Below are 23,560 nucleotides of genomic sequence, written 5' to 3' on the forward strand. Positions count from 1 at the left end.
GCAACCGGCCCAGCCTTCAACCTGATCGCGCAATGCGAGAAACGGAGACAACCATGTCCGAGATCACGCCCAAGACCCTGCACGGCATCGACATGTCCGCACCGGACGCCGCCGAGCAGCTGCTCGCCTTCCATCGCCTGACCTTCTTCGACGCCGTCATGGAGCACACTCCCGGCGACGAGGAAGAGCAGGAAGAGAACCAGGACGGCCAGGACGAGGACACCGAGACGGACTCCGACGGCGACGACGATGCCGACGAGGACGGTGCCGAGGATCTCGGCGATAAGGGCAAGAAGGCCCTGAACTCCATGAAAGCCAAGGTCAAGGCCGCAAGGGCCGAAGCCCGGGCAGCCAAAGCCGAAGCCGCCCAGCTCAAAGCCGAGAAGGCCAACGCCGGAAAGTCCGCGGACGAACAGGCCGTGGAGAACGCCCGGCGGGAGGCCACTGAGCAGGCGCTCTCGGCTGCGAACAAACGCATCCTCCGCTCCGAGGTCAAGGCAGCGGCCGCCGGCAAGCTCGCTAACCCGGCCCTGGCCACGAGGCTGCTCGACCTTGACGAGTTCGAGGTCGACGAGGACGGCAACGTTGACGAGGAAGCGATCAATGATGCGATCTCCGAGCTTCTGCAGGAGAACCCCGGACTTGCCGCCAAGACCGGCGCGACGAAGTTCGACACTGCCCGCGGCAAGGGCAAGCCCAAGGGACAGCTCACCCAGGCGGACCTGAAGGGAATGACTCCCCAAGAGATCGCCAAGGCCTACGACGAAGGCCGGATCAAGAAGAAGGCCTAACCGGGCCCTCACTCACATACCAGCAGAAAGCAGGACACCATGGGTCTGAACAATTTCATCCCGGAGGTGTGGGCAGCCAAGATGCTGACCAGCTTCCAGCAGAAGGCGATCTTCGCCGGTCTCGCGAACACCGAGTACGAAGGCGAAGCGAAGTCCGGCAACACGGTCCACATCACCGGCGTCGTTGACGTCCAGGTCAAGGACTACAAGGCCGGCGCCCTCGACAACGGTGCAGGTGGCACCATTCCGCGCACCACCAAGGCGGATGACATCACCGACACCACCATCCCGCTTCTCATCGACCAGGAGAAGAACTTCGACTTCTACGTCGATGACATCGACGCCGCCCAGGCTGCAGGCAAGGTCACCCCCTACGCCGAGTCGGCAGCCGAGGGTCTCGTGCAGGACGCTGACGAATTCCTCGCAAGCCTGCTGTTCCTTCAGGGAACAGCAGTTGTTCCTGGCGCGCCGGCCACCAACGGCGCCACCGCGTGGAACGTCATCCGCGATCTGCGCAAGGCCCTGAACAAGGCAAAGATCCCGGCAGCGAACCGCGTGTTCGCTGCCAACGCCGAGTTCACCGCACTGCTCGAAGAGAACGACGCCAAGCTCATGCAGGCAAATACGAGCGGCACGACCAAGGGCCTGCAGGAAGCCGCGCTTCCCCGCATGCTCGGCTTTGACCCGTTCGCCTCGGAGAACCTTCCGGTCACGAACAAGCCGTCCATCGTCGCTTGGTACAAGCCTTCCCTGGCCTACGTCTCTCAGATCGAGAAGACCGAGGGCATGCGGGCTGAGAACAAGTTCGCCGACCGGCTGCGCGGCCTGCACGTCTACGGTGGCAAGGTCCTTCGCCCGACGGCCGTAGTCCACTGGACCGCAGCGTGAGCCCGCGCATCGTGGGCGAATCGGGCGTTGTCCTCGACCTGCCGGAAGCAAAGGCCTGCGGCCTGGTCCGGGACGGCTACGCCAAGTGGGCAGACGGCGAGCCCCCGGCCAATGTCAATCCCGAAGGCCAGGCACCGGGCACACCACCGCCTGGCAGCCAGTATGGCACCGGTGACGGCCCGGACGGTGCTCCGCCGGCGGACGGCAAGCCCCGCGGCAACGCGAGCCGCGACGAGTGGGTCACGTATGCGCTCGCGAACGGTAAGACCGAGGACGACCTGCAGGGTCTCAAGCAGGGCGAGATCCGCGCTCTGTTCGGCGATACGTCCGGCGACGGCGGGCAGGAATAGTGAGGAGGTGCCCTGGTGGCTGATCTGATCACGCCGGCGGACCTCGCCGAGTACGAAGTCGAAGAACTCGACTTCACCACGGCGAGGGCCGGCCGGTTCATCAAGGCTGCATCCGCGGCAGTGATCGAAGCTGCCGGGGCACCCATCCTCCAAGCCCGTTCGGAGATCGAGATCCCGGCCCCACCGGGCCGGATCCTGAAACTGCCCGGGCTGCCGGTGACCGCGATCCACTCAGTCACCATCGCCGGAGCCCCGGTCGAGGGATGGAAACGGATCAATGCGGGTCTGTACTTGTCCCGGGGCTGGTCTTGCTATGACCTGGACCTGGTCACGGTGGACTACACGCACGGCCTGCCAGCCGTTCCGGAGGACATCAAAGACCTGGTGGCCCGGATGGTCATTGCGGGCCTACTGGCCGCGCAGGACGGCGCTGACGGCCTCGCCTTCAGCAACGGTCAGCTGTCCTCCTTCGCGATTGACGACTACCGCGAGGCCTACGCAACGGGGGAGGAAGTGGAAGCCGTGACCGAAATGACCCTCCCGGAGCGGACCCGTGAACGCCTGGCCAAACGCTTCGGCAACTCCGGCCCGACAGTGCAGGGCCAGCTGTGAGGCGGGCCCGCGCGGTCCTGAACCGCGGCCGCCGCAAAGCTGCCGCCAGGATGATCGATGTCTGCGACGTCGGACGGCCGGGAGCCCCGGTCACGGACCCGGTAACGGGGAAGGTCACCCGGCCGCTCGCGCCGGTCTACAGCGGCCGGTGCGAGTTCCAACAGACCCTCGCTCAGGCCAGCACGGCGGCGTCCGGGGAACACGAGTTCTCCGTTCAGGACATCATCTGGAAGACGCCGGTGGGTGCCGGTCCGTTCGAGGTGGACGACGTCATCACTGTGACGACGGCGGCGGAGGATGGCCAGCTGCTTGGCCGGGTGTACCGGGTGACCGAGCTGTTCCACAAGACCTACGCCACCGCGCAGCGGTGCAGGGTCGAGGAGGTGACAGGGTGAGCCATGGAGCCGAAGGACTGGAAGAACTGGCCGTGACGCTGCAGGGCGCCGCAGCCAAGATCATTCCCGAGGTGCGAAAAGTCGTCTCAAAGGGTTCGCTGAACGTCAAGCGCCAGATCCAGAAGGACTTCGACGCGTCCGATCACTTCGGCGGCCGCAAGCCAGGCGGCGTGGCCGCGAACGTTAGCTACAACCTGACCGGCGCCGGGGACGGGATCGAAAGCGAGATCGGTCCGTTCGTCGACTCCGAAGGCTTCGGCTCGCTCGTGGGCATCGCCCTGCACGGCGGGTCCCGCGGTGGCGGCGGCACGGTGGCGGACCCACTGATGGCACTGAAGACCGAGGAACCGCGCTTCATCGCAGCGCTGACCGACCTGGCCGGGAAGGTGCTGGATGGGTAAGGAACACTACGACGCGATCGAGGCCATGCTCCCGGCCGGGCTGAATGTTCACCGCGGATCCGCACCGCTCACGCCGGAGGCCGAGGACTACCCGTACGTGGTGATCGGCGGCACGCCGGGAACCGAGACCACCGAGGCGCTGAGCGGCCCGCCCGACTCCTTGGACCTGCCGGTGAAGATCACCTACGCCGGCCTGACGTTCGACTCGGTACTGATCACGATCCGGGACGTCCGGGCGGCCCTGAACCGCAAACGGCCGCAGATCACCGGGTGGGTGTGTGATCCCTTGAAGCAGTCGAGCCTGGTGGACATCCGGACGGATTACGACGTCATGGTCCCGGGGATCGCGCTGAACCCGGTCTACGCGGTGGACGAGTTCGGCCTCTTCGCAACCCACTGAACCCTTTGCAGCTGGCCTCGGTCCCCGAGGCCTTTGTCACTTAAGGAGGCCCACCGTGGCAACCGGAAAACCCTCTGAAACGCCGGAACCGGACACCGAAGCCGCGCAGCCGGCCGAGGCGGCACCGGCCCGCAGCTATGACTCGCGCAAGCGGGTCATCGCCTATGACGCAACAACCGGGGAAAAGCTCCCGTACAAGGTGCCCGAGACGCACCTGGACGGGCGTTTCCCGAACCTCAAGGAAGCACCCTCATCGAAAGCAGGTAAGTGATCATGCCCCCTCTTGGTCCGAAAATGCTCAACACCGCGAACCGGGCCCTGTTCTGGGTCCCGAGCATCGCGAATATCAAGGCCCCGACCGTCGCCGAAATTACCGCCGGCATCAACCTCACCTGCCGGGTGACGGCGGCGAACTACGTCTTCGGCATAACCGGTAACGCCACGATCAACGATCCGGGCCTGTGCGAGAAGATCGAAGCCTCCGCGCCCGGTCTGGCGACCGTGGGCGCGGAGATGGACTTCTTCCGTTTCAAGAACACGCCCGATGACATCGCCTGGACCACGTTCGACGGCAAGGAGATCTTCGGCTACCTGGTCCAGCGCATCGGGCAGATCGCCGACGACGAGGACCAGGAGACGGAGCCGGTCAAGGCCACCGACGTGCTGCAGGTCGCGGCGGTCCTGACCCATGACCAGCAGATCCTCTCCCCGGCCACGGCCGGTTACGAGAAGTTCAAGCAGGTCTTCTCCCCACAGGCGTACGAACAGCGCGCCGTCGTCGCGGGGCCATAATGCCCGCCGGCCGGGAGGTTTTCCAAGGTTCCTCCCGGCCGGCGCACCACCGCTAAAACCTTGCCCCGATCATTCGAAAAACCTTGGAGGTTTCCCATGACCGAAGTGCCCGCTCACGAAGAAACAAACCTGGACGACTGGCTCGACGGCATCCAGCGCACCGAACGCAGCGTCACCCTCTACGGCCGGGCCGACCTGCTGGCCGACATAGACGTCATCGAAGCGAAGAAGCGCCAGGCGGCCGAGATCCCGGAAGAGGAACGCTCGATGGCCGACAAAGGCCCGGACGTCTTCCAGTCCGAAATAGATGCCCTGTATCTCCAGCTCGACGCCTCGAAGCTCGAGTTCCGGGTGACGTTCATCGACGACGAGGAACAGGAAGAAATCACCGCCAAGGTGAAGGAAGACCTGAAGGAAACCGCGGACAAAGCCGCGGCCGCCGCTAGGGCCGAGGCCCGGGAGAAGTGCCGCCGCCTGGAGATCAAGCAGCCCAACGACATCAACACCGTCTCCCGGACGATGGCCAACGCAGCGATCGACAAAGTCATTGAGCGTGAGGTGTCGATCCGCACCATCGCGGCCGTCACCCGCGCCGTACTCCCAGGCCGCACGGAGCCGGTACCGCTGAGCGTGGAGCAGGTCCGCAAGCTCTACACGAAGGTCGGTGACTCGCAGATCGCGCTGCTCTCGCAGGCCTACAGCCGCGCAGCTGCTGAGGCGCCGCAGGTGGCCGTCCCAAAATCGTCGCGGCCCTCGCCCAGCCACGATGGGCCCACATCCTCTTAGAGGCCCGCACGGCCCGGTCCTTGCAGCTCCCGCAGACCGTTTTGCGCGGCCGCCGGCATGACGGGACCTGGACGCACAAGGACCGGGTCATGGCGCTCGCGCTCACCGCCTATGAGGACGCGCTGTGCCCGGGCTGCGGGCTGCACTCCTCTGTGACCCGCGGTGACCACAACGTGGGCCGGCACGAAGCCGACGACCAGGTGGTCTGCCACGGATGCGCCCCGGTGGAGGAAAAACAGGCCGACAAGAACAGGGCCACGTTCCCCGGCCAGAAGATCGTCATCCGGGACACCTGGAGCGAGGGCTGAGGTTACGGCTTGTTCGCGTAACGGCCCTTCGGGGAGGTATTCCAGGCGATCTCCTGAAGTAGACCGACGATCCACAGCAGCATCCCACCGAGCGTGATGGTCGTGGCCAGAAGCATTGGCGCGAACAGGAAGAGGATCAGGCCGATGCCGGCGACGGCAACCGCGACGCTCTGAAGAGTGTCTCCGGGCACACGAATACGGATCGGTTTGGGCTGGACCGTCTTTTCGCTCATAGGCAGATCTAACCACATCTGAATACTGGAGGTGACCGTGTCCGAACGGCTCGTATTGGTCCGGATCAAGGCCGAGATCAGCGACTTCCGGAAGCAGATGAAGGAAGCCACCCAGGTCACCGAGAAGCTCGGCGAGACCGTGAAGGAATCCTCCCGCAAGACCTCCAAGCCGCTCGACGAGACTGCGAAGAAGGCCGCCGAGGTCCGGGAAGGGCTCCTGAAGGCGGGGGAGGCCGCCCAGAAGTCGGCCCGGGGCCTCGGCCTCAGCTACGACGCGACGGGCCAGCTGCGTGACGAATTCGGGCGCATGGTCACCGGAGCGAAGGCCGCGGCCCTGGGGCTGGAGGCAACCAGCGAAGCGACCCGTGAATATGCTGCCGAGCAGCAGCACGCTACCGACGTCGCCGGCCGGGCCACCACGGGCTTGGGCAAGATGGCCCAGTCCGCGGCCCGCCACGAAGAACTCTGGACCCGGAACGGCCAAGCACTCCTGGCCTTTGGGGCTTCCGCCGGAATCGGCCTTGGGCTGGCAATCAAGTCCTACATGGACTTCGACCGGGCCATGTCCGAAGCGCAGGCCGCCACCCACGCCTCCGGTGCCGAGATGGAGCTGCTCAGGGCCGCAGCGATCCGGGCCGGCGCAGACACCGCCTTCTCCGCGAGGGAGGCCGCCCAGGGCATCACAGAACTGTCCAAGGCTGGCGTCTCCACCCGGGACATCCTCACCGGCGGCCTCGATGGCGCGCTCGCGCTCGCAGCGGCCGGAGCAATGGAAGTCAAAGACGCCGCCGAGCTGGCCGCCACAGGCCTGAAGCAGTTCAAGCTCGACGGCGCCGATCTGCCGCACGTGGCTGACCTGCTGGCAGCTGGGGCCGGCAAGGCCCAAGGCTCCGTGCACGATCTCGGGATGGCCCTCAGTCAGGGCGGCCTGGTCGCGAAGTCCACCGGCCTCAACATCGAGGAGACCACGGCGGGCCTCGCGGCGTTCGCCTCTGCGGGCCTGCTCGGCTCCGACGCCGGCACCAGCTTCAAGACCATGCTCCAGTCGCTCACCCCCAACAGCGCCGCTGCAGCATCCGAAATGGAGCGGCTGGGGATCCACGCCTACGACAGCGAAGGCCGTTTCGTCGGGCTGGCCAAGTTCGCGGGAATTCTGCAACAGTCCATGAAGGGGCTTACGGACGAGCAGCGCCAAGCCTCCATGAAGATCATCTTCGGCTCGGACGCTGTCCGGGCCGCGAACGTCCTGTACGAGCAGGGCGCCAAGGGCATCACCGAGTGGACCGAGAAGGTCAACGACGCCGGATACGCCGCCGAGACCGCCGCCCTCATGCAGGACAATCTGGCAGGCGACCTCGAAAAGCTCTCCGGCTCGATCGACTCGACCTTCCTGAAATCTGGATCCGGAGCGAATGACGTCCTGCGCTCCCTCACACGGGGCGCAGAAGGACTCGTGGACCTCGTTGGCCAGATCCCGGAACCCATGCTCAACGCCGCCATCGCATTCGCGGGAGCGACCACGGCCTCGGCACTGCTGGGCGGGTCCTTCATGACCATGCTCCCAAAGTACGTCGAAACCAAACGCGCGTGGGCCGAGCTCCGCACCGAAGCCCCGGCGCTCGCCGGCGGACTGAAAGCTGTGGGCGTCGGCCTGAACGCCGTGGCCGCAGCGGCGACGGCGGTGGCCGTGATCGAGGGTATCGGCACGGCGATCCGTTCGACCCTGCCCCAGGTGGAGACCTACGTGAACACCTTGAAGGTGAAGACCTCCGGCGCCCCGGTGCTGGAGTCCCTGTTCCCGGGCTCGCAAGATACCGAGTACATCACGGCTAACATGGAGCGGCTGACAGGGTCCGCGGCAGAGTTCCGCCACACCTTGGATTCGCTGCAGGATCTGAACTCGGCTGGGATCTTCTCTGGCCCGGCGAAGGCCCTGGCCACCATCGGCCCGGACGGGCAACGGGTGGCGAACATGGAGACCTTCAACAAGGCGATCGCGCAGCTGGTGGACGGCGGAGATCTCTCCCTGGCTCAGGTGCAGCTGAAAGGGCTCAAGGAATCGGCGAAGCTGACCGATGAGGACATGCTCGGGCTGATCAAGACCTCCCCGGAACTGGAGAAGTCCCTGACCGCGGTGGCCACTAAAGCCGGTATCGATGCCAAGGACGGGCTGAACCTGGCCAAGATCGCTTCCGGTGAACTGGCTAGCGGCCTGGCTGACGGCACGAAAGCGGCTGATGACGGCGCGGCCGCGACAGGGAATCTGGGGGCTGTCAGCGAGGAAGCCGCCAAGCGACTCGAGGATATGGGCCTGCGTGCCGACGGCACCAAGGAGTCATTGTCCAAGCTGCTCGACGCGATGTTTCGGACCGGGCTCGCCGCGATGTCGGCACGGGACGCCGAGGCTGCCTACCAGGAAGCTCTGGACGGGCTGGACAAGAAGATCGGCGAAGTTATGGGCACGCAGTCGGCGGGAAACGCCGTCTGGGACAAAGCCAAGGGCTCCTTTGATCTGACGTCTGAGGCCGGCCGGGCCGCGAACCAGGTGTTCGGTGAGCTGCAGCAGAAAGCGATCAACACCACTCAGGCCATGGCCGACGCCGGGGCAGAGCAGCCGGAGCTGCAAAAGAAGCTCTCGGACACCTACACCTCGTTGTATGACACGGCCTTCGCCTTCAGTAATTCGAAAGAGAAGGCCGACGATCTGGCCCGGGCCGCGTTGGGTATTCCTGAGGGTGTGCCTATCAAGACCGCGATCGATGGGTATGCGGAGACGATGGCCAAGCTCAACGGCGTGGAAACCAAAGCCAACGGGCTGGACGGCAAGACCGCCACGGTGAAGGTCACCACGATCCAGGACACCATCAACCGTCTGTTCAACATCCCGGACGCGGGCAGCATCCCGGACGGCATCCGGGCCCCGAACATCCCCAAGTCGGGCGGCGCCACCGGTGGCCGTGTGTCGGAGCTGCTCGGTTTCGCCGGGGGCGGGAAGGTGCCCGGCAGGGCGCCGGTCAACCTTGCCCGGGACAACGTGCTGGCAACGGTCAACGGGCGGCCGTTCGGGCTGCAGTCCGAGGAATGGGTCATCAACGGGCGCTCCTCGAAAAAGTACGACAGGGAGCTGGCAGCGATCAACGCCGGCACCTTCCCCCAGGGCGGGCATGAAGTGCCCTCGAAGTCACTGGCCGGCGGTTACGGGGCCGCCCGCGCCGTCTCCGGCGGCCTCGCGGCACAGGACCGGCCCAGTGTCACGTTCGCCCCGCAGATCACCGTCCAAGGGGCGGCAGACACGGGCGCCGTGGTGCAGGAAGTCTGGGGCAAATTCCGGTTCGAAGCACAGAAAGCGGGGTTGAGGATTGGTGGCGAATGAGCTGATCATGGTGGACGGTCAGACCCTCAACGGGTCTGACCGCTTCGGCTCCTGGAAGACGAACAGCTTGGAAGGCTGGTGGGACTCTCCGGACGCGAAAGACCAGTCCGAGGAACACGAAAATGCCGACGGCGCCGACGACCAGCCGAGCTACTACAAGGCCAGGTATCCAACGATCACCGGCCGCCTGATAGCCCCGAGCCACGCGGTGCTGCACGAGGCCGCGAACCGCTTCACGGGCCTCGTTCGGCGGAAAGCCCGCATGCAGGTCTCAGGGCACGGGCCGACACAGTGGGCGGACGTGAAGCGGGCCAGCGGCCTGACATTCGTCCCGGTCACTGCCACGGTCGCCCAATGGCAGCTGCGCCTGAAGTGCCCGGACCCGCGCAAGTTCGGCGAGCTACGGGAGTTCCAGGCCACCGTCGGCGCTCCGGCCAAGGTGTTCCACCGCGGCAACCATGACGGGCTGCCCGTCGTGGAGGTCGTCGGGTCGATGCCGGGCGGATACCAGCTTGTGTTCGTCGGCGGCACCGTCTGGGTGAAGCAACCGCTCGTCTCGGGTACACCGCACCTGATCGACTACAACACCGGCCGCCTGACGGTGGGCGGCGTCGTGGTCCACGGGCAGTTCGGCACCACGAACATCCAGCCGCTTCCGCCCGGCACCGACACCAACGCAAGCATCGCGCCGGTCACGACCGGCACCGGTACCGCGACCTTCAAAGTGCTGGACACATTCATCTGAAAAACGGGGGAGGGGCGGCCAATGGCATGGAAAGTCTGGTCAGTTCGCTGTGCAGACTGGTCTGACCGGATCGAGGTCAAGCCCTCACGCATGACCTGGGCCAGAGCGAAGAACGAAGGCCGCAGCGGAAACGCCTCATTCAAACTCGGCGACCCGGCCGTGGCCGAAGCGGCAACCTACTGGAACCTGTTCCCGCTGCAGCGGGCCCTGGTCCTCGAATGGGATGACGTCGTCGTCTACGCCGGAATCATCGACGACGTGGACTACGACTTCGACTCCAAAACCTTGGACCTGGTCCACAAGGATCTTTGGTCGGTCTGGCCCTTCCGCTACGCGCTCGCCGTGCACGGCGCCGGCGCGCAGTCCACGAAACTTGTCTATAACAACCTGACGCTGGCCACGCTGGCGAAGCGGGCAGTGTTCGAGGGCCAGAACAGTCTGCCGTCCTCCCAGTACCAGCTGCCGATCGTGTACCCGGCCGACGCCACCGGAACTCATGATGAGACGTGGTACGGGTACCACTTCAAGAAGGTCTCGGACATCCTGGACGAGATCATCAAGACCGAGGGCGGGCCGGACATCGACTTCGCCCCGCGGTGGGCGGCCGACGGTTCCCTTGAATGGGTGATGCGCACCGGGGATCTCTCCGGCGCCACGTGGGAATGGGACCTTTCCCAGCTGCGCCCGGAAGTGAAGGGCGCGAAGCTGAAGATCTCCGCGGACGACATGGTGACCCGGGTCATCGGCACCGGGGAAGGGTCCGAGAAGAAAGTCCTGACTGCATCGGCCGAAGCAACAGACTCAACGATCATCGGCCGGGAACGGGTGACGTCCTTCCAGGGCGAGGCATCCTTGACCCGGCTGCAGGCACGGACCCGGGCGGATCTGGAAGCGACCAGGGTGTCAGTGCAGCAACCAGGATTCAGCGTCCGCGCTGACGGGGTTGTGCCGGTCAGTGCCCTGCAGCTGGGCGGCACCGTCTGGTGGCACGTCCAGGACGACCCATACATCCCGTTCGGGTGGAAGGACGAGGAACTCATCGAGTTCTCCGGAGACCTAAGCAACCGGGTCAAGCTATCGCTACAGCGGAAGGGCTCCTTTTGACACAGACCATCAACCTCAACAGCGGCAACCTCAAGGACATCGAGCGCCGCCTCTACGCCCTGGAGCACGCCTCCCCGCTGAACAACGCTGCGATCGGCCGCAGCGGACTGCTCGTGTACGACGGCGGCGTAATCACAATCGAAAACGGCGGCCTCGACGTCACCGGAACCGCGACCGTCTCCGGCACCCTGAACGTCACCGGCGACACCCGGCTGACCGGAACCACGGACATCTGGGGCCCGCTGATCGTCACCGGGGACACGGACCTCGACGGCGTGACGACCATAACCGGAGACACCACGGTCACCGGAAACTTCAACGTCGACGGGCCGATGAAGACCACCGGCACCCTCTCCGTTGAAGGTCTCACAACCCTTAAAGCAGATCTCGAAGTGACTACCGGGAGAATTATCGCCGGTAGCATCACGATCGCGCCGGACGTATTGGATGGCGTGATCAGTTTCGACAACGGCGCCAGGATCCTCGCCGCAGCTGACTCTCTGACGCTACTCAAAGGCACCACCAGTATCGACGCCGACGGCACGCGGGTGAGGATCGACGGCACCGCGGGCAGGCATCTCGACGTGGATGGCGTTGGGGCGTCTGTGGTTGGCGAGTTCTCAGTTTCGACGATGCCGGAAGCGGCATCAGGAACCGCGCCTAACGTCTATTGGGATCCAGTGGGCCACAAGCTGATGGTGATTATTTAGACATCACGTCGGCGCACAGGTTGTTTCGTGCTGCATCGGCCACCGCTAGGTTGTGCGACGATCCGGCGGCCTCGCCCTGCACGACAATGACGGACTCTGGCCCGGCGCCGGCGCGCATCTTTTGGCAGGCCAAGCGTCCACCAGCAAGGAGCTCTTCATCGGCTGGAGTGCCCTCGGGCCACCGGATCTTTGCGCTGCGGAGGAACCGTTCCGGGTTCTCGCCGGCAGCCGATGGCGCCACGCTCGGCGTCGCCTGAGCCTTGATTGGTGCTGCAGAGGGTGCTACCTCGGCGATGCTGGCGCCTTTGGTCTCATTCGGCGCCGGTGTGGAAGAGGATGGCGCGGAGCAGGCTGCGAGGCCGGCCGCGGCCGCGACGATAAGGGCGATTCCCCCAAGTTTTCCCATGGGCCGCATTGTATCGGCGGCGCATGCAAATTAATACCTTCAGGAGTGGATGACATGGCTGAGGAGCCTGCAGTTGACACAGAGATCACGAAGGCTGAACAGCCTGTACTTGACCCAGCGGATCTGGAGCTGATGCACCAGAGCATTCACGCCGAGTACCGCCAGGCGCTCGCCGACACGCAGTGGGAGCTCTCCCGGGCGAATGCCCGGAACGCTGTGAAGGACCGGATCATCGCGGATCTCCGGGCGCTGCTCACGCCGGGCCACGCGCCGGCGGATGCCTGAGCCTGGCTAACGTCAATCAACTTCCAAGCACCTGGTGACGGGTGCTTTTTTCATGCCCATTCGAGGAGGCGCATATGCCGGTAGTGACCGGAACTTTGTGGGATATGGGACTCGGCCACCTTGTCAGTAAGCATCCGGAACTGGTTTGGACGCTGAATGCTCCGAACGCGAAGGCCAGTGGGCTGTTCACAACCGAGCCTGTCCGGACGACGCCGGCGGCCGACGGATCGTTTAGCGCCACCCTGGCCTCGACGACGGACATGCAGGACGAGGCCTGGATCAGACTTTCGGTCCAATGGTCAGACGCTGCAGGCAATTTCCAGAAAGTCGATTTCCCCGACTGGCGGATCGAAGTCCCCACCACTGGCGGGTCTTTCCCGAACTTGATCACCGGGCCGGCCGGGAATTCGCGGATGGTCTACGTCTCGCTGACACCCCCTGAAGATCCCCGGCCCTTCTCGCTCTGGATCAAGCAAGAACCTAACGACCCGGCGAACCCGGCAAACACCGGATTGCTGTACGAGTGGAGGAACGTATGACCTGGCAGTGGGTTTATCTCGCCGATCTCAGGGGCGCCACTGGCCTCGAAGGCCCGCCCGGCTCGGGTGGGTACAAGGGGACGCTGTCCTCGGGCGCGGACCTGAATACTTTCTATGGGCTCAGCTTTGACGGCTACTATGCGGTCACGACCGATGCGATCGCGGCGTCCCTAGTGAACGCTCCTCCGGGCGCGAAGGCCGGTACGTTCCACATCTTCAAGATCGGTTCCACCGCCTCGAACCAGATGTACCTAGAGTACGGCGCAACCGGCCGCATGTTCGTCTCGGCGGCGACGTCGACGGGCCGGTCCCGGCCGTGGGTGGACGTTGCCGCGAACATGGACAACGGGATCTTCCCGGCAACCACCTATGCCACGTTCAACGACGTCACCGTGTCCTCGCGGTACACGGTGTGGTCCGGATCCGCAGCAACCACCTATGGTGCACCCTCCGCGAACACTGGCACCATCACGACGATTGTCTTTGGCACGGCGGCGTGGCAGGAATGGCGGACGACGTCCGCAGGCGCCCCTGGTCCGCAGACCTGGGTACGTGGCAAGGGCACTACTGGGTGGGGTTCCTGGTACTCCACTTCGCCGGCCCCTGATTCGGCCATCGCGTCGACGCCGAACGGAAACAGGATCGCCCCGGTCTCGGTCACCCGAGGCTGGGGCGGCGGGAACACCACAGGTTCGGGGTTCGCCAAGTATCTGGTGACCATGCCGCCCAAGGCGCGGCGAGCCCGCATCGTGGTCCGGAACGCGGACCCCCGCTACGCGATCGCCGATTCCCCGGCAGCGGCCCTGTCCACGGTCTCCATCGGTCTGTCCGCCGGCGTAGCGGACAGTTCACAGTCCGGAGTAGTCACGGTAGCCACGGGAGCCAGCACAGGAACCAATGGGTTCTTCTCGCCATGGTTCGACGCCTCGGCTTTCGGAGGCAAGGACGCAATCGTCGGTATTGACTGGTCCTCGGCCGATACCGTGCAAACGAACATCGGTACCGGCTGGACGGGTGCCGGAACCGGGGCCACGTCGACTGGCGCGACCGGTGCAAGCAGCGGCACGCTGCCCTTCCACATATATCTGGAGGTGGAGATCCCGGCCAGCGTGCCGATCTACGTTGGATATGGTGACTCGCTCTTGAGCGGTGTTTCCGCGACCCGGCCGGTGTACGACTCCTGGCTGAACCAGTACTGCCGTGCGGTCGGCGCAGCGGCGGTGCACTTCACCCACTCCGGCGACACAATGGCAGGTTCCTGGGAGCCAGCCAGTGTGAAGTGGAAAGAGTTCGGCGCGAACTTCCAAGCAGCCGACGCGGCGTTCTTCGGCATGGGGTCGAACGACGTCTTCGGCGGCGCCGACCTGGCCACCATGCAGGCCCGGTTCCTCGCCGCGCTGCCGTCCGTCAAGCGATACCTCTCGCCGAACGTTTACGCGCTGACGATCATGCCAAGAACGGGCGTCACGGGCTCCGCGGAGGATGTGCGCAGGTCCTACAACACCTGGCTTCGGACGCAGGACGTCCGCGAAGTCCTGCCTTTCGCCGCTGCCGCCTCGGCCGATGACGAAGTGCTGCGGCCCGAGTACGACGCGGACGGCATCCACCTCAACACCGCAGGATACGGGGCACTGGCTGCCGTCCTGCCCAGGACCCTTGTGTCGACTCCTGCCGTGTTCCCTGGCGATCCGCGCCTGTTGGACACCGGGCAGGTCGATGAGGTGTTCGCGGGGTTCGTCGGCTCGGATGACCGTATGACCGCCCTGACGATCGGCGCGGACGGTGACCTCACCGGCTACGCCGCGGGGCGTGTCGGGCACTCCCTCGGCATTGAGAACGTCGCGCTTGACTCGGGGCAGACCTTCGTGGTGGTGGACTCCCAGGACCGCATCCTGTTTTCCGACGTCGACCTGCTCGCCACCGAAGCGGCCCTCCCGACGGAGAACTGGGCGCACTGGGGTGACTCGCTCACCGATGATGCGGTGACCGGTGTTGACGCGTGGGTGAACAAGCTGTCCACCCTGACGGGTAAGAGCCACTTCAACGGGGGCTGGTACCAGCAGACCGCAGACCAGATCGCAGCGCGGCAAGGCGGCCTGCCCGCCATTGTCACGGTCTCGGGGAACGTCACCGCGGCGTCCGGTGCCACCACGATCACCTCCATTGTGAACAAGCCCGTCCTCGCGTCTGGGACCCGCTCGGTGGCCGGCATCCTTGCCGGGGTGCCGGGCAGCATCAAGGAACCGACCGCGGGAACGGTCCAGTTCACACCTGACCAGGCCGGGGTGTACTCCATCCCGGCCAAGTCGGTGTTCATCCCGACGAACGGGTTCGCCTACAAAGACCGGGTCATAACGATCTGGTCCGGGCGGAACAACGTCCCGCTGAGCACGGACCCGGACCTTGTGGTGGCGGCCATCCGGGCCATGATCGACTACCTGTCCCCGCGGGTGAAGCGCGTCATCGTCATGGAAGTCGTCCCGGCCGAATTCGACGACTCGACCATGCGGACCTACACGGCCGCGCTCAACACTGCCATCAAGGCCGCATTCCCGGAGTTCTGGCTGGACATCGCGAGCTGGCTGCGCACGACTGCCGCAGCAAGCGCGGCCGGGATCACGTTCACCTCGCAGGACAACACGGACATCGCGAACGGCAACACCCCGACGTCGTTCCGGTCCGACTCCACACACCTGAACGCGACCGGCTGCACAGCCGTCGCGGCACGGGTCTACTCCGAAGCTCAAAGAAGGGGCTGGATCGCATGAGCAAGTTGATCGTATTGGACGGACCGGTAGCGAACTCGTCCGCCCCCAGGATCCTCAGGACACCGGGGGTGGGCGGCTACGCAGCACGGTTCATCGCAGACCACCTGAACGTCGCGGACGGGGCGGTGGTGAGCTCTTGGAACTCCGTGGGCGGCACCGTCCCGACGACGCTGACGAACGTTGCCGGGACCCCGGCCGTGGTGGCGGGAACGGAGAACGGCCGCCGGCACCTGTACTCCCCAGGGGATTCCGCCAACGGGGGCAGACTGCTGGGCGCGCACACCACGCAACGGCCGATGACCATCGCAGCGGTGATCAAGTGTGCAGCGAACGTGACCGGGGCGGTGGGCATGACCGGAACCACCATGGGCCGGAACTCCTCCGGCAACTACCAAGGCACCTCGGGAAGCGCGACGGCAACGCCTATCAACCATGACGGGTGGATGTTCATGCTCGTCGCCCAGGCAGCGGATGCCGGGTTCTCGTTCGTGATCCGCGCCGACGGCTCAGAAGTCGCAGACCCGTCCGGTGTCGCCGCCGCCGGGACATTCGGCGGCCTTTACTTCGGCTCCAGCACGGCAGGACAGGCCGCGTACGTCCGCGAGCTCATCTACTGGCCAACCCAGCTGAGTCTCACAGACCGGGACAAGGTCCACGCCTACATGCGCTCCCGCTACCCGGAACTTCTTTAGTCAGTCCAGAGTGCCCCCGAATAGGGGGCACTCCTCACGCCCGGGAGGGGATAGACGTGTGGACCCCGTACAGCTCATCACGGTCTCATGTACGGCACTCGGTTTGCTCGGAACTGGGGCCGGGTTCTTGATCAAGAGAGCCGACGCCAAACGTGAGCGCCGAGAGACCGCGGTGGAGGCCCTGCTAAGGGAGCGCATCGAGCAGGAGAAGGCCTCTTTGAAGGCCGAGCGCCGGGCGCATTCACGGATGAAAGCGACAGCTGGTAAGTGGCGGGAGCAGCTGATCGCGAACGACATCAAACCTGATCCCGCGGAATGGCCGGAGGCAGACAATGGATGACGAGCTCGAGCGGGCGTCGGCGAAGGCCGAGCGTTCCCGGAGATCGGATCAGCGGACGAAGACCGTGCTGTTGGTGCTGTCGACGCTGCTGGCTATCGCTGGCGTGATCATCGGCGGGCAGGCGGTCACGAACGCCGACCTGGCCGCGAAGAATGCCACCGTGGCGAACAGCCAGGCGCAGGAGAAGCAGTCCCTCGCCGATGAGTTCGCGGCGGCGTGCGCGAAGGATGACTTCCGCACCTCGGCGGCCGGGCGTGCCGTGTGCGCGAAGGCGGAGCAGGTCGCGGCCGAGCCGCCCAAGCTTGTGGCCGGGCCGCCGGGCGAGCAGGGTCCGCCGGGCCGTGACGGCATTGACGGCATCGATGGCCGCAACGGTGTGGACGGCAAGAACGGGATCAACGGTAAGGACGGCTCTCCCGGGGCGAATGGGACCAACGGTGCGAACGGTGCCGACGGTCTCCCCGGCCCTCCGGGAGCGCAAGGTCCCGCCGGACCGCAGGGCGAACCTGGCGCCTCGGGCGCGGCCGGAGCCCCCGGCGCGGACGGCAAGGACGGGCAGCCGCCGGCGTCCTTCACTTTCACGGACAGCGACGGCGTGACCTACACCTGCACCCCGAACCCGCCCGGATCCACCACTTACGCTTGCGCGGCCCAGCCCGCACCGACCCCGGCAGGAGGAACGCCATGAGGCCTGTTGATGCGAAGTGGCCGGTCTCCCAGCGTTTCGGCGAGGGCGCGACGGCTGGCGTCGCGCCGAGCTCCAACCCGGCCTCGGGCGTGGGCTACCTCGTCTACCTCTACGGCAATTACCAGCCGTTCGGGCACGCCGGCGAAGACATCGCCTGCCCGGTAGGCACGCCCGTGCACGCGATGGCTGACGGCGTGGTGCTTTGGGCGGACTGGGGTTGGAAGCTCCCCGGCGATGACTCGGAAGCCGGATACCGGCAGCGCTGGTACCTCTACAAAGACTTCCCTGGCATCGTGACCGTGATCCAACACCCGGGATGGATCGGCGTTTACGCGCACCTGTCCAGCAACGACTCCGCGCCCAAGGGCTCCCGGGTGAGCGCTGGCCAGGTCATCGCACTCTCGGGCGCGTCCAGCGGCCGCAGTGCCAACGGCGTCGGGGCCCACCTGCACCGTGAAGCGCTGATCGACCTCAGCTACCGCACCGGCGGCGGGCTGATCTACGGCCGCACCGACCCGGCCAACTACGACGGCGGAATTTTCCCCTCCGGAACCGTCACCCCGAGCACCGAGGAGTACATCAGGATGTGGACTGACAAGATCCAGGAATACAAGGAAGACGGCCGCACCCCGGCAGCCGTCAAGACCGCGGGCTTCATTCTGGGCAACCTCAACCAGTGGGTGACCCGCATCCTCAGGGGCCAGGCCGACAATAAGGCCCTGCTCAAGACGCTTCTGGCGCGACAGCAGGCCAACGACTCGGCCACGCACCTGAAGCTGAACGCCATCGCCAAGGCGCTCGCGGGCGTCGTGGACTACGACCGCATCCAGGACGGCACCGAGGCGCTGCTCAGCAGCGTCAGCCTCGTCACCGTCACCCCCGAAGCAGTGAACAACGATCCCGAGGAGACCGCCTGATGCTTACCTCAATCCTCCGCACCGTCGTCCCCGCCCTGTGGGGCTCTTTCATCGGCTGGGTGATCGGGCTGCTGCCGATCCTTGAGCCGCTGCGGCCTGCCCTTCTGGAGTACGCCACGCCGCTGACCGCGATTGCCGGCGCCGTGCTCATCGCGGCCTGGTACGCCTTCTGGCGGTGGCTGGAACCCAAGCTGCCCGCATGGCTTGTCCGCGCCGTCCTCGGCTCCGCAAAGACCCCCGTGTACCCGGACAGGGGCGTTGCCGGATCGCTGGAAGCAGTCTGGTGGCAGTTGCCGGCCAGCGGCGACAATCCGCCCAGCACGCCAAGCTCCAAGACTCCGGGCCCGGACCACCGCGCTTGACACCAGCAGCCCCCGCCATCCTCCGGGATGGCGGGGGCTGCTTTCGTCGTTACCGGCGCCTACTCTTATGCGAAGGGATCCGTTAGGTCCTCAGGCGGGCCTTCGCGGCCCGCTCGACCAGGACCGGGACGTAATCACGGATAGGGCCCTCACTGAGCTTTCCGTGTTCATCGGTAACGACCGCTTCGATGTCGGAGCGGTCCAGATCCGGGAAGCGCCCGACCAAGCGCTCAATCACCGCCAACACTGCTTGTGCTTCTGATTCCTTCGCCATGGATCAACAGTCCGCGCGCTCCGTCGGCGCGTCAAGGAGTATTTCACCGCCGGGAAACAAACCTCACTGGCAGGAGACCGTGTTGTGAGGCGTCCCGGGAGCGGACCGGTTGTAGACGTTCTGATGCGGGGGAGATGCGGACTAACGGAGGCCCTGAAGCTTCCGTCGGCGCACGTCCTCGGCTTTCACCCAGACTTCGTTGGTGCCGGTGTAGTAGTGCTGCGCCCAGGGGATCTGCACGAACACGTGAACGCGGGTCCAGGCCATGGCGAATCCCTTGACCGTTTCTTCAGATCCGTCCTCGAATCGGAGCCGGACCCACACCGGGATGGACTTCGGGGCCACGGTCTTCGTGCCCAGTGCGACCTCGGATTCGGGCACGGTCAGAGGGTGCTCGGGGTTTTCGTTCCGCGGCGCTACCCAATAGGGCCTATCGCTCATGCCGCCAGTGTGGCACCGGCCTGTGAGGCCCAGTAGGACTGGTGGCCTATTTGGTGGCCTATCTTTCGCGCAACCCATCGGAACCAATCGCGAAACCTAGCCAGAAACCGCGAGATTCCGGGGTTCCGGAGGGCCGATCGCGACCACTCGCAGCCCTCCGGGAAACTCATAATCCTAAGGTCCTCGGTTCAAGTCCGAGTAGCCCTACGCAGAAGAGAGAACCCCTGGCCCGCGGAAACGCGGGCCAGGGGTTTCTTTTTTGCCAGGTAGACCATTCCAGAACGCCTCCCACCTCATCTTGGCCCGCCACCTTCTGTAGTGATTATTACGAATTCAGTGAAATGCTTGCCTTTTCGTTATAACCACAACTAACGTGAGAGACATCACAAGACGAGAGGCTGGATTCATGCACATCATCGATATCGCACCTGCTCCTGGCGGCAACGCTCTGGTGCTGCACGGCGGGGCCGGGGACCGGCCGGTGACCCTGGGCCCCGAGTACTCGGCGGGGCTGGTGGCTGCCTATCAGGCAGGGAAGGCCGTCCTGACTGCGGGAGGATCCGCCTTGGACGCCGTGTGCGCAACGGTCCGCGAGCTTGAGGACTGCCCTTTGTTCAACGCCGGACGAGGCGCTGCGCTCAACGCCAGGGGCGAGGCGGAACTTGATGCTTCGGTCATGACGGGCGGCGGCCGCGCCGGTGCCGTGGCAGCCGTCCGGCGCGCGAAGAACCCTGTGTCCGCGGCACGGCGGGTGCTCGAGGACTCCCCCCACGTCCTGCTGGCTTCGCCCTCGGCCGAAGCGATCGCGAGCTGGGGCCTCGAGACCGCCGAGCCCGGCTACTTCGTTACCGAGGCGCGGCGCGCGCAGCTCGAGAAGGTCATGCAGGGCCGGCTCGTGCCAAGCCGTCACGGGACAGTCGGGGCTGTGGCGGTCGATGCCGCGGGGCGCGTCGCTGCCGCGACGTCCACGGGCGGGATTGCCGGGCAGCATGAGGGCCGGATCGGCGATACGCCGATCATCGGGGCCGGGACGTACGCCCGTGACGGTGTCGCCGCAGTCTCCTGCACCGGCACGGGTGAAGCCTTCATGGAAGGGGTGGTGGCACATGAGGTCTACGCGCGCATGCGCTACGGCGGCGCATCCCTGGCCGAGGCGGTCAGCCGCACGATCGCCGAGGAGCTGGAGCCGCGCGGGGCTGACGGCGGCGTGATCGCCGTCGGGGCTGACGGCCGGGTCGTCGTCGCCCACAACTCAAAATCAATGTTCGCCGCTTACGAGGCCGACGGCGTCGTCCTCACACTGACATAAGGGCCACTCATGATCCGGATCAAGAAGGAAATCCTCGACCGCATGGAGGAGCTATCGCCCTCCGAACGCAAGGTGGCCCGCGCGCTGCTCGCCGACTACCCCAGCAGCGGGCTTGGCAGCACCGGTGCCCTCGCACGGACGGCAGGGACGAGCGCGCCAACGGTGCTCCGCCTTGTCACCCGCCTTGGCATCGATAACTACGCCGAGTTCCAGAAGCACCTGCGCGAGGAGATCATGCACGATCTCAACGCTCCCGTCCGGCGCGCCGAGACCGGGCTGCGGAGCGAGAGCGAACCGGTCGCGTCCGCCGTCGAACGCTCCGTAGCCGAGCGGCGTGACCTGGTGGGCCGCCTCGGCACCACGCTCTCGGGCGCATCCATCGAGAAGGCTGCGCGGCTGCTCGCCGGCGGGCCGCGCTCCGTACTCATCGCCGGAGGCTACTACTCCCGTTCCATCGCCGAAATCCTTGTCCACCAACTCGACCAGATCATTCCCGGGGTCGATTTCCTGGGCGACCCCCTCGGTTACGACGTCGGCAAGTTCCATGGCGCGAAGGGGAACACCGTCGTCGTCCTCTTCGACCTGCGCCGCTACGAGCAGCAGGCAGCGCAGGTCGCGGCCCTCGCGAAAAATGAGGGCGCCTCGCTGATCGTCGTCACGGACGAGGGACTGTCCCCGATCAGCGACAGGGCCGACGTCGTCCTGACCGCCCCTGTGGGGGGCATCCCGTTCGATTCGTTCGCCGCGCTCATGGCCTTGACCGAGGTCCTCGTCGAGGCCGTCTTCAGGGCTGCGGGCCAGAAGGGGATCGACCGCATGAAGTTTTGGGAGGAGCGATCCTCCCTCGAACGCTCATCCCATCCCGGGGCACAGGCCCCAGACACAACGGAGGAATCATCATGACCACCCCCCGCATCTCCCTGCGCGGCGTCAACAAGCACTACGGCCCGCTCCACGTGCTCCAGGACGTCGATCTGACGGTCATGCCGGGCGAAGTGATCGTCATCGTCGGACCCTCCGGTTCGGGCAAGTCGACCCTTTGCCGGACCATCAACAGGCTCGAACCCATCGATGCCGGCGATATCCGGATCGACGGCCAGCCCGTTCCCGCGGAAGGCCCGGCTTTGGCCAGGCTGCGGGCCGATGTAGGCATGGTCTTCCAGTCCTTCAACCTCTTCGCCCACCGGACCATACTGGAGAACGTCACGCTCGCCCCCATCAAGGTCCGCGGGGCGGACCGGAAGCGGGCGGAAGCCGAGGCCATGGGACTGCTCGAGCGGGTCGGCATCGCCGGCAAGGCGCACGCCCGCCCGGCCGAACTCTCAGGCGGCCAGCAGCAGCGGGCCGCAATCGCACGGGCACTCGCCATGCACCCCAAAGTCATGCTCTTCGATGAACCCACCTCCGCTCTTGATCCCGAGATGGTGAACGAGGTCCTCGGCGTCATGACCTCGCTGGCTGCCGAAGGCATGACCATGGTCGTCGTCACGCACGAGATGGGCTTCGCGCGCCGCGCCGCCGACCGCGTGATTTTCATGGACCGCGGCCAAATCATCGAACAGGACGCCCCGGGGGCCTTCTTCGACGCTCCCCGGACGGCACGCGCGCAATCGTTCCTCGCGTCCGTCCTCACCCACTGAACGTTTCCCCCACTGCCCCCAACCACGCTCATCAACCCGAAAGGCTTCCCCATGCCCTCCACACCCATCCCGCGCCGCACCGTTCTCGCCGGGGCCGTCGTCACCGGCCTGTCCTTCGCCCTGAGCGCCTGTTCCCTCGACTCGGTGTCTCTTCCCGGTGCGTCCCCGGCCTCGGGCACCGCAACGGACGCGCTGTACAAGAACGCGCCGGTCGCCGACGCGGGCCTGATCCTGTCCGGCTCGACCATGGAGGCCATCAAGAAGCGCGGCAAGCTCATCGTCGCTACGGCCCTCGACGCGCCCCTGGTGTCGCAGCAGGACCCCGCGAACCCGCAGGACGTCGAGGGCTTCGACGCCGATCTTGCCAAGCTCCTGGCCATCTACATCCTCGGCAAGCCCGCCGTCGAGTGGGTCCCCTCGGCGGCAGAGACCCGCGAGGCGTTGCTGTCCAACGGCACCGTGGACGCTGTCTTTGGAACGTACACGATCACCACCAAGCGCGCCGCGCAGGTCGCCTTCGCCGGGCCGTACTTCATGTCTGGCCTCGCGGTGGCCGTGAAGGCCGACAACACCACGATCAAGGGCATCGAGGACCTGGGTGGCAAGACAGTCATCGTCCAGACCGGAGCGCCGTCCGTTGCGGCAGTTCCGGCAGAGCAGCCGACGGCAAATGTCACCCCGTTCGCGTCGACCCCGCAGGGCGTCCAGGCCCTCATCCAGGGCAGAGGCGACGCCTTCGTCCAGGACTATGTGCTCCTCGCGAGCCAGTCATCGAAGAACAAGGACATCAAGATCGTCGGCGCGCCCTTCACCGAAGAACCGTACGGCGTCGGCCTCAAGCACGGGGACGCGGACTTCAAGGCCTTCGTGAACACCTGGCTCGCGGCCATCCAGAAGCAGGGCCTCTGGACCCAGGTCTGGAAGGCCACCCTCGGTTCGGTCGGCGACACCCCCACGCCGACCCCGCCGGCCATCGGTTCGGTCCCCGGCTCCTGATCCCCGCGGAGTCCC

At 65.8% G+C, this 23,560-nt stretch carries 31 protein-coding genes; 27 read left to right on the forward strand and 4 right to left on the reverse strand.

The window, feature by feature from the left end; translation table 11 throughout:
* Positions 1–53: 53 nt before the first annotated feature.
* The 11 genes from ACN9M4_RS06685 (at position 54) to ACN9M4_RS06735 (ending at position 5,723) form a co-directional block, all read left to right on the forward strand.
* Positions 54–791: a hypothetical protein gene (locus ACN9M4_RS06685; protein WP_426302764.1), complete on the forward strand. Its 738-nt coding sequence runs from the start codon at positions 54–56 to the stop codon at positions 789–791.
* A 39-nt stretch (positions 792–830) separates the two neighbouring features.
* Positions 831–1,679 (forward strand): P22 phage major capsid protein family protein, encoded by an 849-nt coding sequence (locus ACN9M4_RS06690; RefSeq protein ID WP_426302765.1) that lies wholly within the window; start codon positions 831–833, stop codon positions 1,677–1,679.
* Entirely contained in the window at positions 1,676–2,029 is a 354-nt protein-coding gene (locus ACN9M4_RS06695; RefSeq protein WP_426302766.1) for a hypothetical protein, read from the forward strand. Before ACN9M4_RS06690 ends, ACN9M4_RS06695 begins: the two co-directional genes overlap by 4 nt.
* A 15-nt stretch (positions 2,030–2,044) precedes the next feature.
* A complete protein-coding gene (locus tag ACN9M4_RS06700) occupies positions 2,045–2,641 on the forward strand; it encodes a hypothetical protein (RefSeq protein WP_426302767.1) in 597 nt (198 codons plus the stop codon).
* On the forward strand, positions 2,638–3,036 hold the full coding sequence (locus tag ACN9M4_RS06705; protein WP_426302768.1) for a DUF6093 family protein: 399 nt from the start codon (positions 2,638–2,640) through the stop codon (positions 3,034–3,036). Before ACN9M4_RS06700 ends, ACN9M4_RS06705 begins: the two co-directional genes overlap by 4 nt.
* Positions 3,033–3,437: a hypothetical protein gene (locus ACN9M4_RS06710; RefSeq protein ID WP_426302769.1), complete on the forward strand. Its 405-nt coding sequence runs from the start codon at positions 3,033–3,035 to the stop codon at positions 3,435–3,437. The genes ACN9M4_RS06705 and ACN9M4_RS06710 overlap by 4 nt, the downstream gene beginning before the upstream one ends.
* Positions 3,430–3,837 carry a hypothetical protein gene (locus ACN9M4_RS06715; RefSeq protein WP_426302770.1) on the forward strand — a complete coding sequence of 136 codons (408 nt, stop codon included), beginning with the start codon at positions 3,430–3,432 and terminating at the stop codon, positions 3,835–3,837. Before ACN9M4_RS06710 ends, ACN9M4_RS06715 begins: the two co-directional genes overlap by 8 nt.
* 55 nt (positions 3,838–3,892) lie before the next feature.
* A complete protein-coding gene (locus ACN9M4_RS06720; RefSeq protein WP_426302771.1) occupies positions 3,893–4,108 on the forward strand; it encodes a hypothetical protein in 216 nt (71 codons plus the stop codon).
* Between the two features lie 2 nt (positions 4,109–4,110).
* Positions 4,111–4,629, forward strand: a complete 519-nt coding sequence (locus ACN9M4_RS06725) for a hypothetical protein (RefSeq protein WP_426302772.1) — start codon at positions 4,111–4,113, stop codon at positions 4,627–4,629.
* 96 nt (positions 4,630–4,725) lie between these two features.
* Positions 4,726–5,415 (forward strand): hypothetical protein, encoded by a 690-nt coding sequence (locus tag ACN9M4_RS06730; RefSeq protein WP_426302773.1) that lies wholly within the window; start codon positions 4,726–4,728, stop codon positions 5,413–5,415.
* 89 nt (positions 5,416–5,504) lie between these two features.
* Positions 5,505–5,723 (forward strand): hypothetical protein, encoded by a 219-nt coding sequence (locus ACN9M4_RS06735; protein WP_426302774.1) that lies wholly within the window; start codon positions 5,505–5,507, stop codon positions 5,721–5,723.
* 2 nt (positions 5,724–5,725) lie between these two features.
* Here the strand turns inward: ACN9M4_RS06735 and ACN9M4_RS06740 are convergent, their stop codons facing one another.
* A complete protein-coding gene (locus ACN9M4_RS06740) occupies positions 5,726–5,956 on the reverse strand; it encodes a hypothetical protein (protein ID WP_426302775.1) in 231 nt (76 codons plus the stop codon).
* A gap of 37 nt (positions 5,957–5,993) precedes the next feature.
* Here ACN9M4_RS06740 and ACN9M4_RS06745 point away from each other — a divergent pair, with 37 nt between their 5' ends.
* From ACN9M4_RS06745 to ACN9M4_RS06760, 4 genes are all read left to right on the forward strand, one after another.
* Complete coding sequence (locus ACN9M4_RS06745) at positions 5,994–9,329, forward strand: phage tail tape measure protein (protein WP_426302776.1); 3,336 nt, start codon at positions 5,994–5,996, stop codon at positions 9,327–9,329.
* Positions 9,319–10,074: a hypothetical protein gene (locus ACN9M4_RS06750; RefSeq protein WP_426302777.1), complete on the forward strand. Its 756-nt coding sequence runs from the start codon at positions 9,319–9,321 to the stop codon at positions 10,072–10,074. Before ACN9M4_RS06745 ends, ACN9M4_RS06750 begins: the two co-directional genes overlap by 11 nt.
* 90 nt (positions 10,075–10,164) lie before the next feature.
* Positions 10,165–11,178 (forward strand): hypothetical protein, encoded by a 1,014-nt coding sequence (locus tag ACN9M4_RS06755; protein ID WP_426302778.1) that lies wholly within the window; start codon positions 10,165–10,167, stop codon positions 11,176–11,178.
* Entirely contained in the window at positions 11,175–11,888 is a 714-nt protein-coding gene (locus tag ACN9M4_RS06760) for a hypothetical protein (RefSeq protein WP_426302779.1), read from the forward strand. The genes ACN9M4_RS06755 and ACN9M4_RS06760 overlap by 4 nt, the downstream gene beginning before the upstream one ends.
* On the opposite strand, the gene ACN9M4_RS06765 is transcribed toward ACN9M4_RS06760, so the two are convergent.
* Positions 11,881–12,294, reverse strand: a complete 414-nt coding sequence (locus ACN9M4_RS06765; protein ID WP_426302780.1) for a hypothetical protein — start codon at positions 12,292–12,294, stop codon at positions 11,881–11,883. The two genes, ACN9M4_RS06760 and ACN9M4_RS06765, sit on opposite strands and share 8 nt — an antisense overlap.
* 54 nt (positions 12,295–12,348) lie before the next feature.
* Here ACN9M4_RS06765 and ACN9M4_RS06770 point away from each other — a divergent pair, with 54 nt between their 5' ends.
* From ACN9M4_RS06770 to ACN9M4_RS06805, 8 genes are all read left to right on the forward strand, one after another.
* Entirely contained in the window at positions 12,349–12,579 is a 231-nt protein-coding gene (locus tag ACN9M4_RS06770; RefSeq protein WP_426302781.1) for a hypothetical protein, read from the forward strand.
* 74 nt (positions 12,580–12,653) lie between these two features.
* Positions 12,654–13,118 carry a hypothetical protein gene (locus ACN9M4_RS06775; protein ID WP_426302782.1) on the forward strand — a complete coding sequence of 155 codons (465 nt, stop codon included), beginning with the start codon at positions 12,654–12,656 and terminating at the stop codon, positions 13,116–13,118.
* Positions 13,115–15,886, forward strand: a complete 2,772-nt coding sequence (locus tag ACN9M4_RS06780; protein ID WP_426302783.1) for a GDSL-type esterase/lipase family protein — start codon at positions 13,115–13,117, stop codon at positions 15,884–15,886. Before ACN9M4_RS06775 ends, ACN9M4_RS06780 begins: the two co-directional genes overlap by 4 nt.
* A complete protein-coding gene (locus ACN9M4_RS06785; RefSeq protein WP_426302784.1) occupies positions 15,883–16,578 on the forward strand; it encodes a hypothetical protein in 696 nt (231 codons plus the stop codon). Before ACN9M4_RS06780 ends, ACN9M4_RS06785 begins: the two co-directional genes overlap by 4 nt.
* 58 nt (positions 16,579–16,636) lie before the next feature.
* Positions 16,637–16,918, forward strand: coding sequence for a hypothetical protein (locus ACN9M4_RS06790; protein WP_426302785.1), 282 nt, complete (start codon positions 16,637–16,639; stop codon positions 16,916–16,918).
* Entirely contained in the window at positions 16,911–17,606 is a 696-nt protein-coding gene (locus tag ACN9M4_RS06795; RefSeq protein WP_426302786.1) for a hypothetical protein, read from the forward strand. Before ACN9M4_RS06790 ends, ACN9M4_RS06795 begins: the two co-directional genes overlap by 8 nt.
* Positions 17,603–18,523, forward strand: a complete 921-nt coding sequence (locus ACN9M4_RS06800; RefSeq protein WP_426302787.1) for a M23 family metallopeptidase — start codon at positions 17,603–17,605, stop codon at positions 18,521–18,523. Before ACN9M4_RS06795 ends, ACN9M4_RS06800 begins: the two co-directional genes overlap by 4 nt.
* Complete coding sequence (locus ACN9M4_RS06805; protein ID WP_426302788.1) at positions 18,523–18,885, forward strand: hypothetical protein; 363 nt, start codon at positions 18,523–18,525, stop codon at positions 18,883–18,885. Before ACN9M4_RS06800 ends, ACN9M4_RS06805 begins: the two co-directional genes overlap by 1 nt.
* Before the next feature lie 82 nt (positions 18,886–18,967).
* Here the strand turns inward: ACN9M4_RS06805 and ACN9M4_RS06810 are convergent, their stop codons facing one another.
* Entirely contained in the window at positions 18,968–19,159 is a 192-nt protein-coding gene (locus tag ACN9M4_RS06810) for a three-helix bundle dimerization domain-containing protein (RefSeq protein WP_426302789.1), read from the reverse strand.
* A gap of 141 nt (positions 19,160–19,300) precedes the next feature.
* Complete coding sequence (locus ACN9M4_RS06815) at positions 19,301–19,600, reverse strand: hypothetical protein (protein ID WP_426302790.1); 300 nt, start codon at positions 19,598–19,600, stop codon at positions 19,301–19,303.
* Positions 19,601–20,006: 406 nt separating this feature from the next.
* Here ACN9M4_RS06815 and ACN9M4_RS06820 point away from each other — a divergent pair, with 406 nt between their 5' ends.
* The 4 genes from ACN9M4_RS06820 to ACN9M4_RS06835 are packed head-to-tail and all read left to right on the forward strand — an operon-like array spanning position 20,007 to position 23,545.
* Complete coding sequence (locus ACN9M4_RS06820; RefSeq protein WP_426302791.1) at positions 20,007–20,909, forward strand: isoaspartyl peptidase/L-asparaginase family protein; 903 nt, start codon at positions 20,007–20,009, stop codon at positions 20,907–20,909.
* A gap of 9 nt (positions 20,910–20,918) precedes the next feature.
* The gene (locus ACN9M4_RS06825) at positions 20,919–21,812 is read left to right on the forward strand and encodes a MurR/RpiR family transcriptional regulator (protein WP_426302792.1); all 894 of its coding nucleotides are present in this window, start codon (positions 20,919–20,921) and stop codon (positions 21,810–21,812) included.
* Complete coding sequence (locus ACN9M4_RS06830) at positions 21,809–22,549, forward strand: amino acid ABC transporter ATP-binding protein (RefSeq protein WP_426302793.1); 741 nt, start codon at positions 21,809–21,811, stop codon at positions 22,547–22,549. Before ACN9M4_RS06825 ends, ACN9M4_RS06830 begins: the two co-directional genes overlap by 4 nt.
* Positions 22,550–22,600: 51 nt before the next feature.
* Complete coding sequence (locus ACN9M4_RS06835) at positions 22,601–23,545, forward strand: glutamate ABC transporter substrate-binding protein (RefSeq protein ID WP_426302794.1); 945 nt, start codon at positions 22,601–22,603, stop codon at positions 23,543–23,545.
* Positions 23,546–23,560 lie beyond the last annotated feature (15 nt).

The organism is Arthrobacter sp. R-11, from assembly GCF_049913155.1.
In the GTDB taxonomy this organism is placed as follows: Bacteria; Actinomycetota; Actinomycetes; order Actinomycetales; family Micrococcaceae; genus Arthrobacter.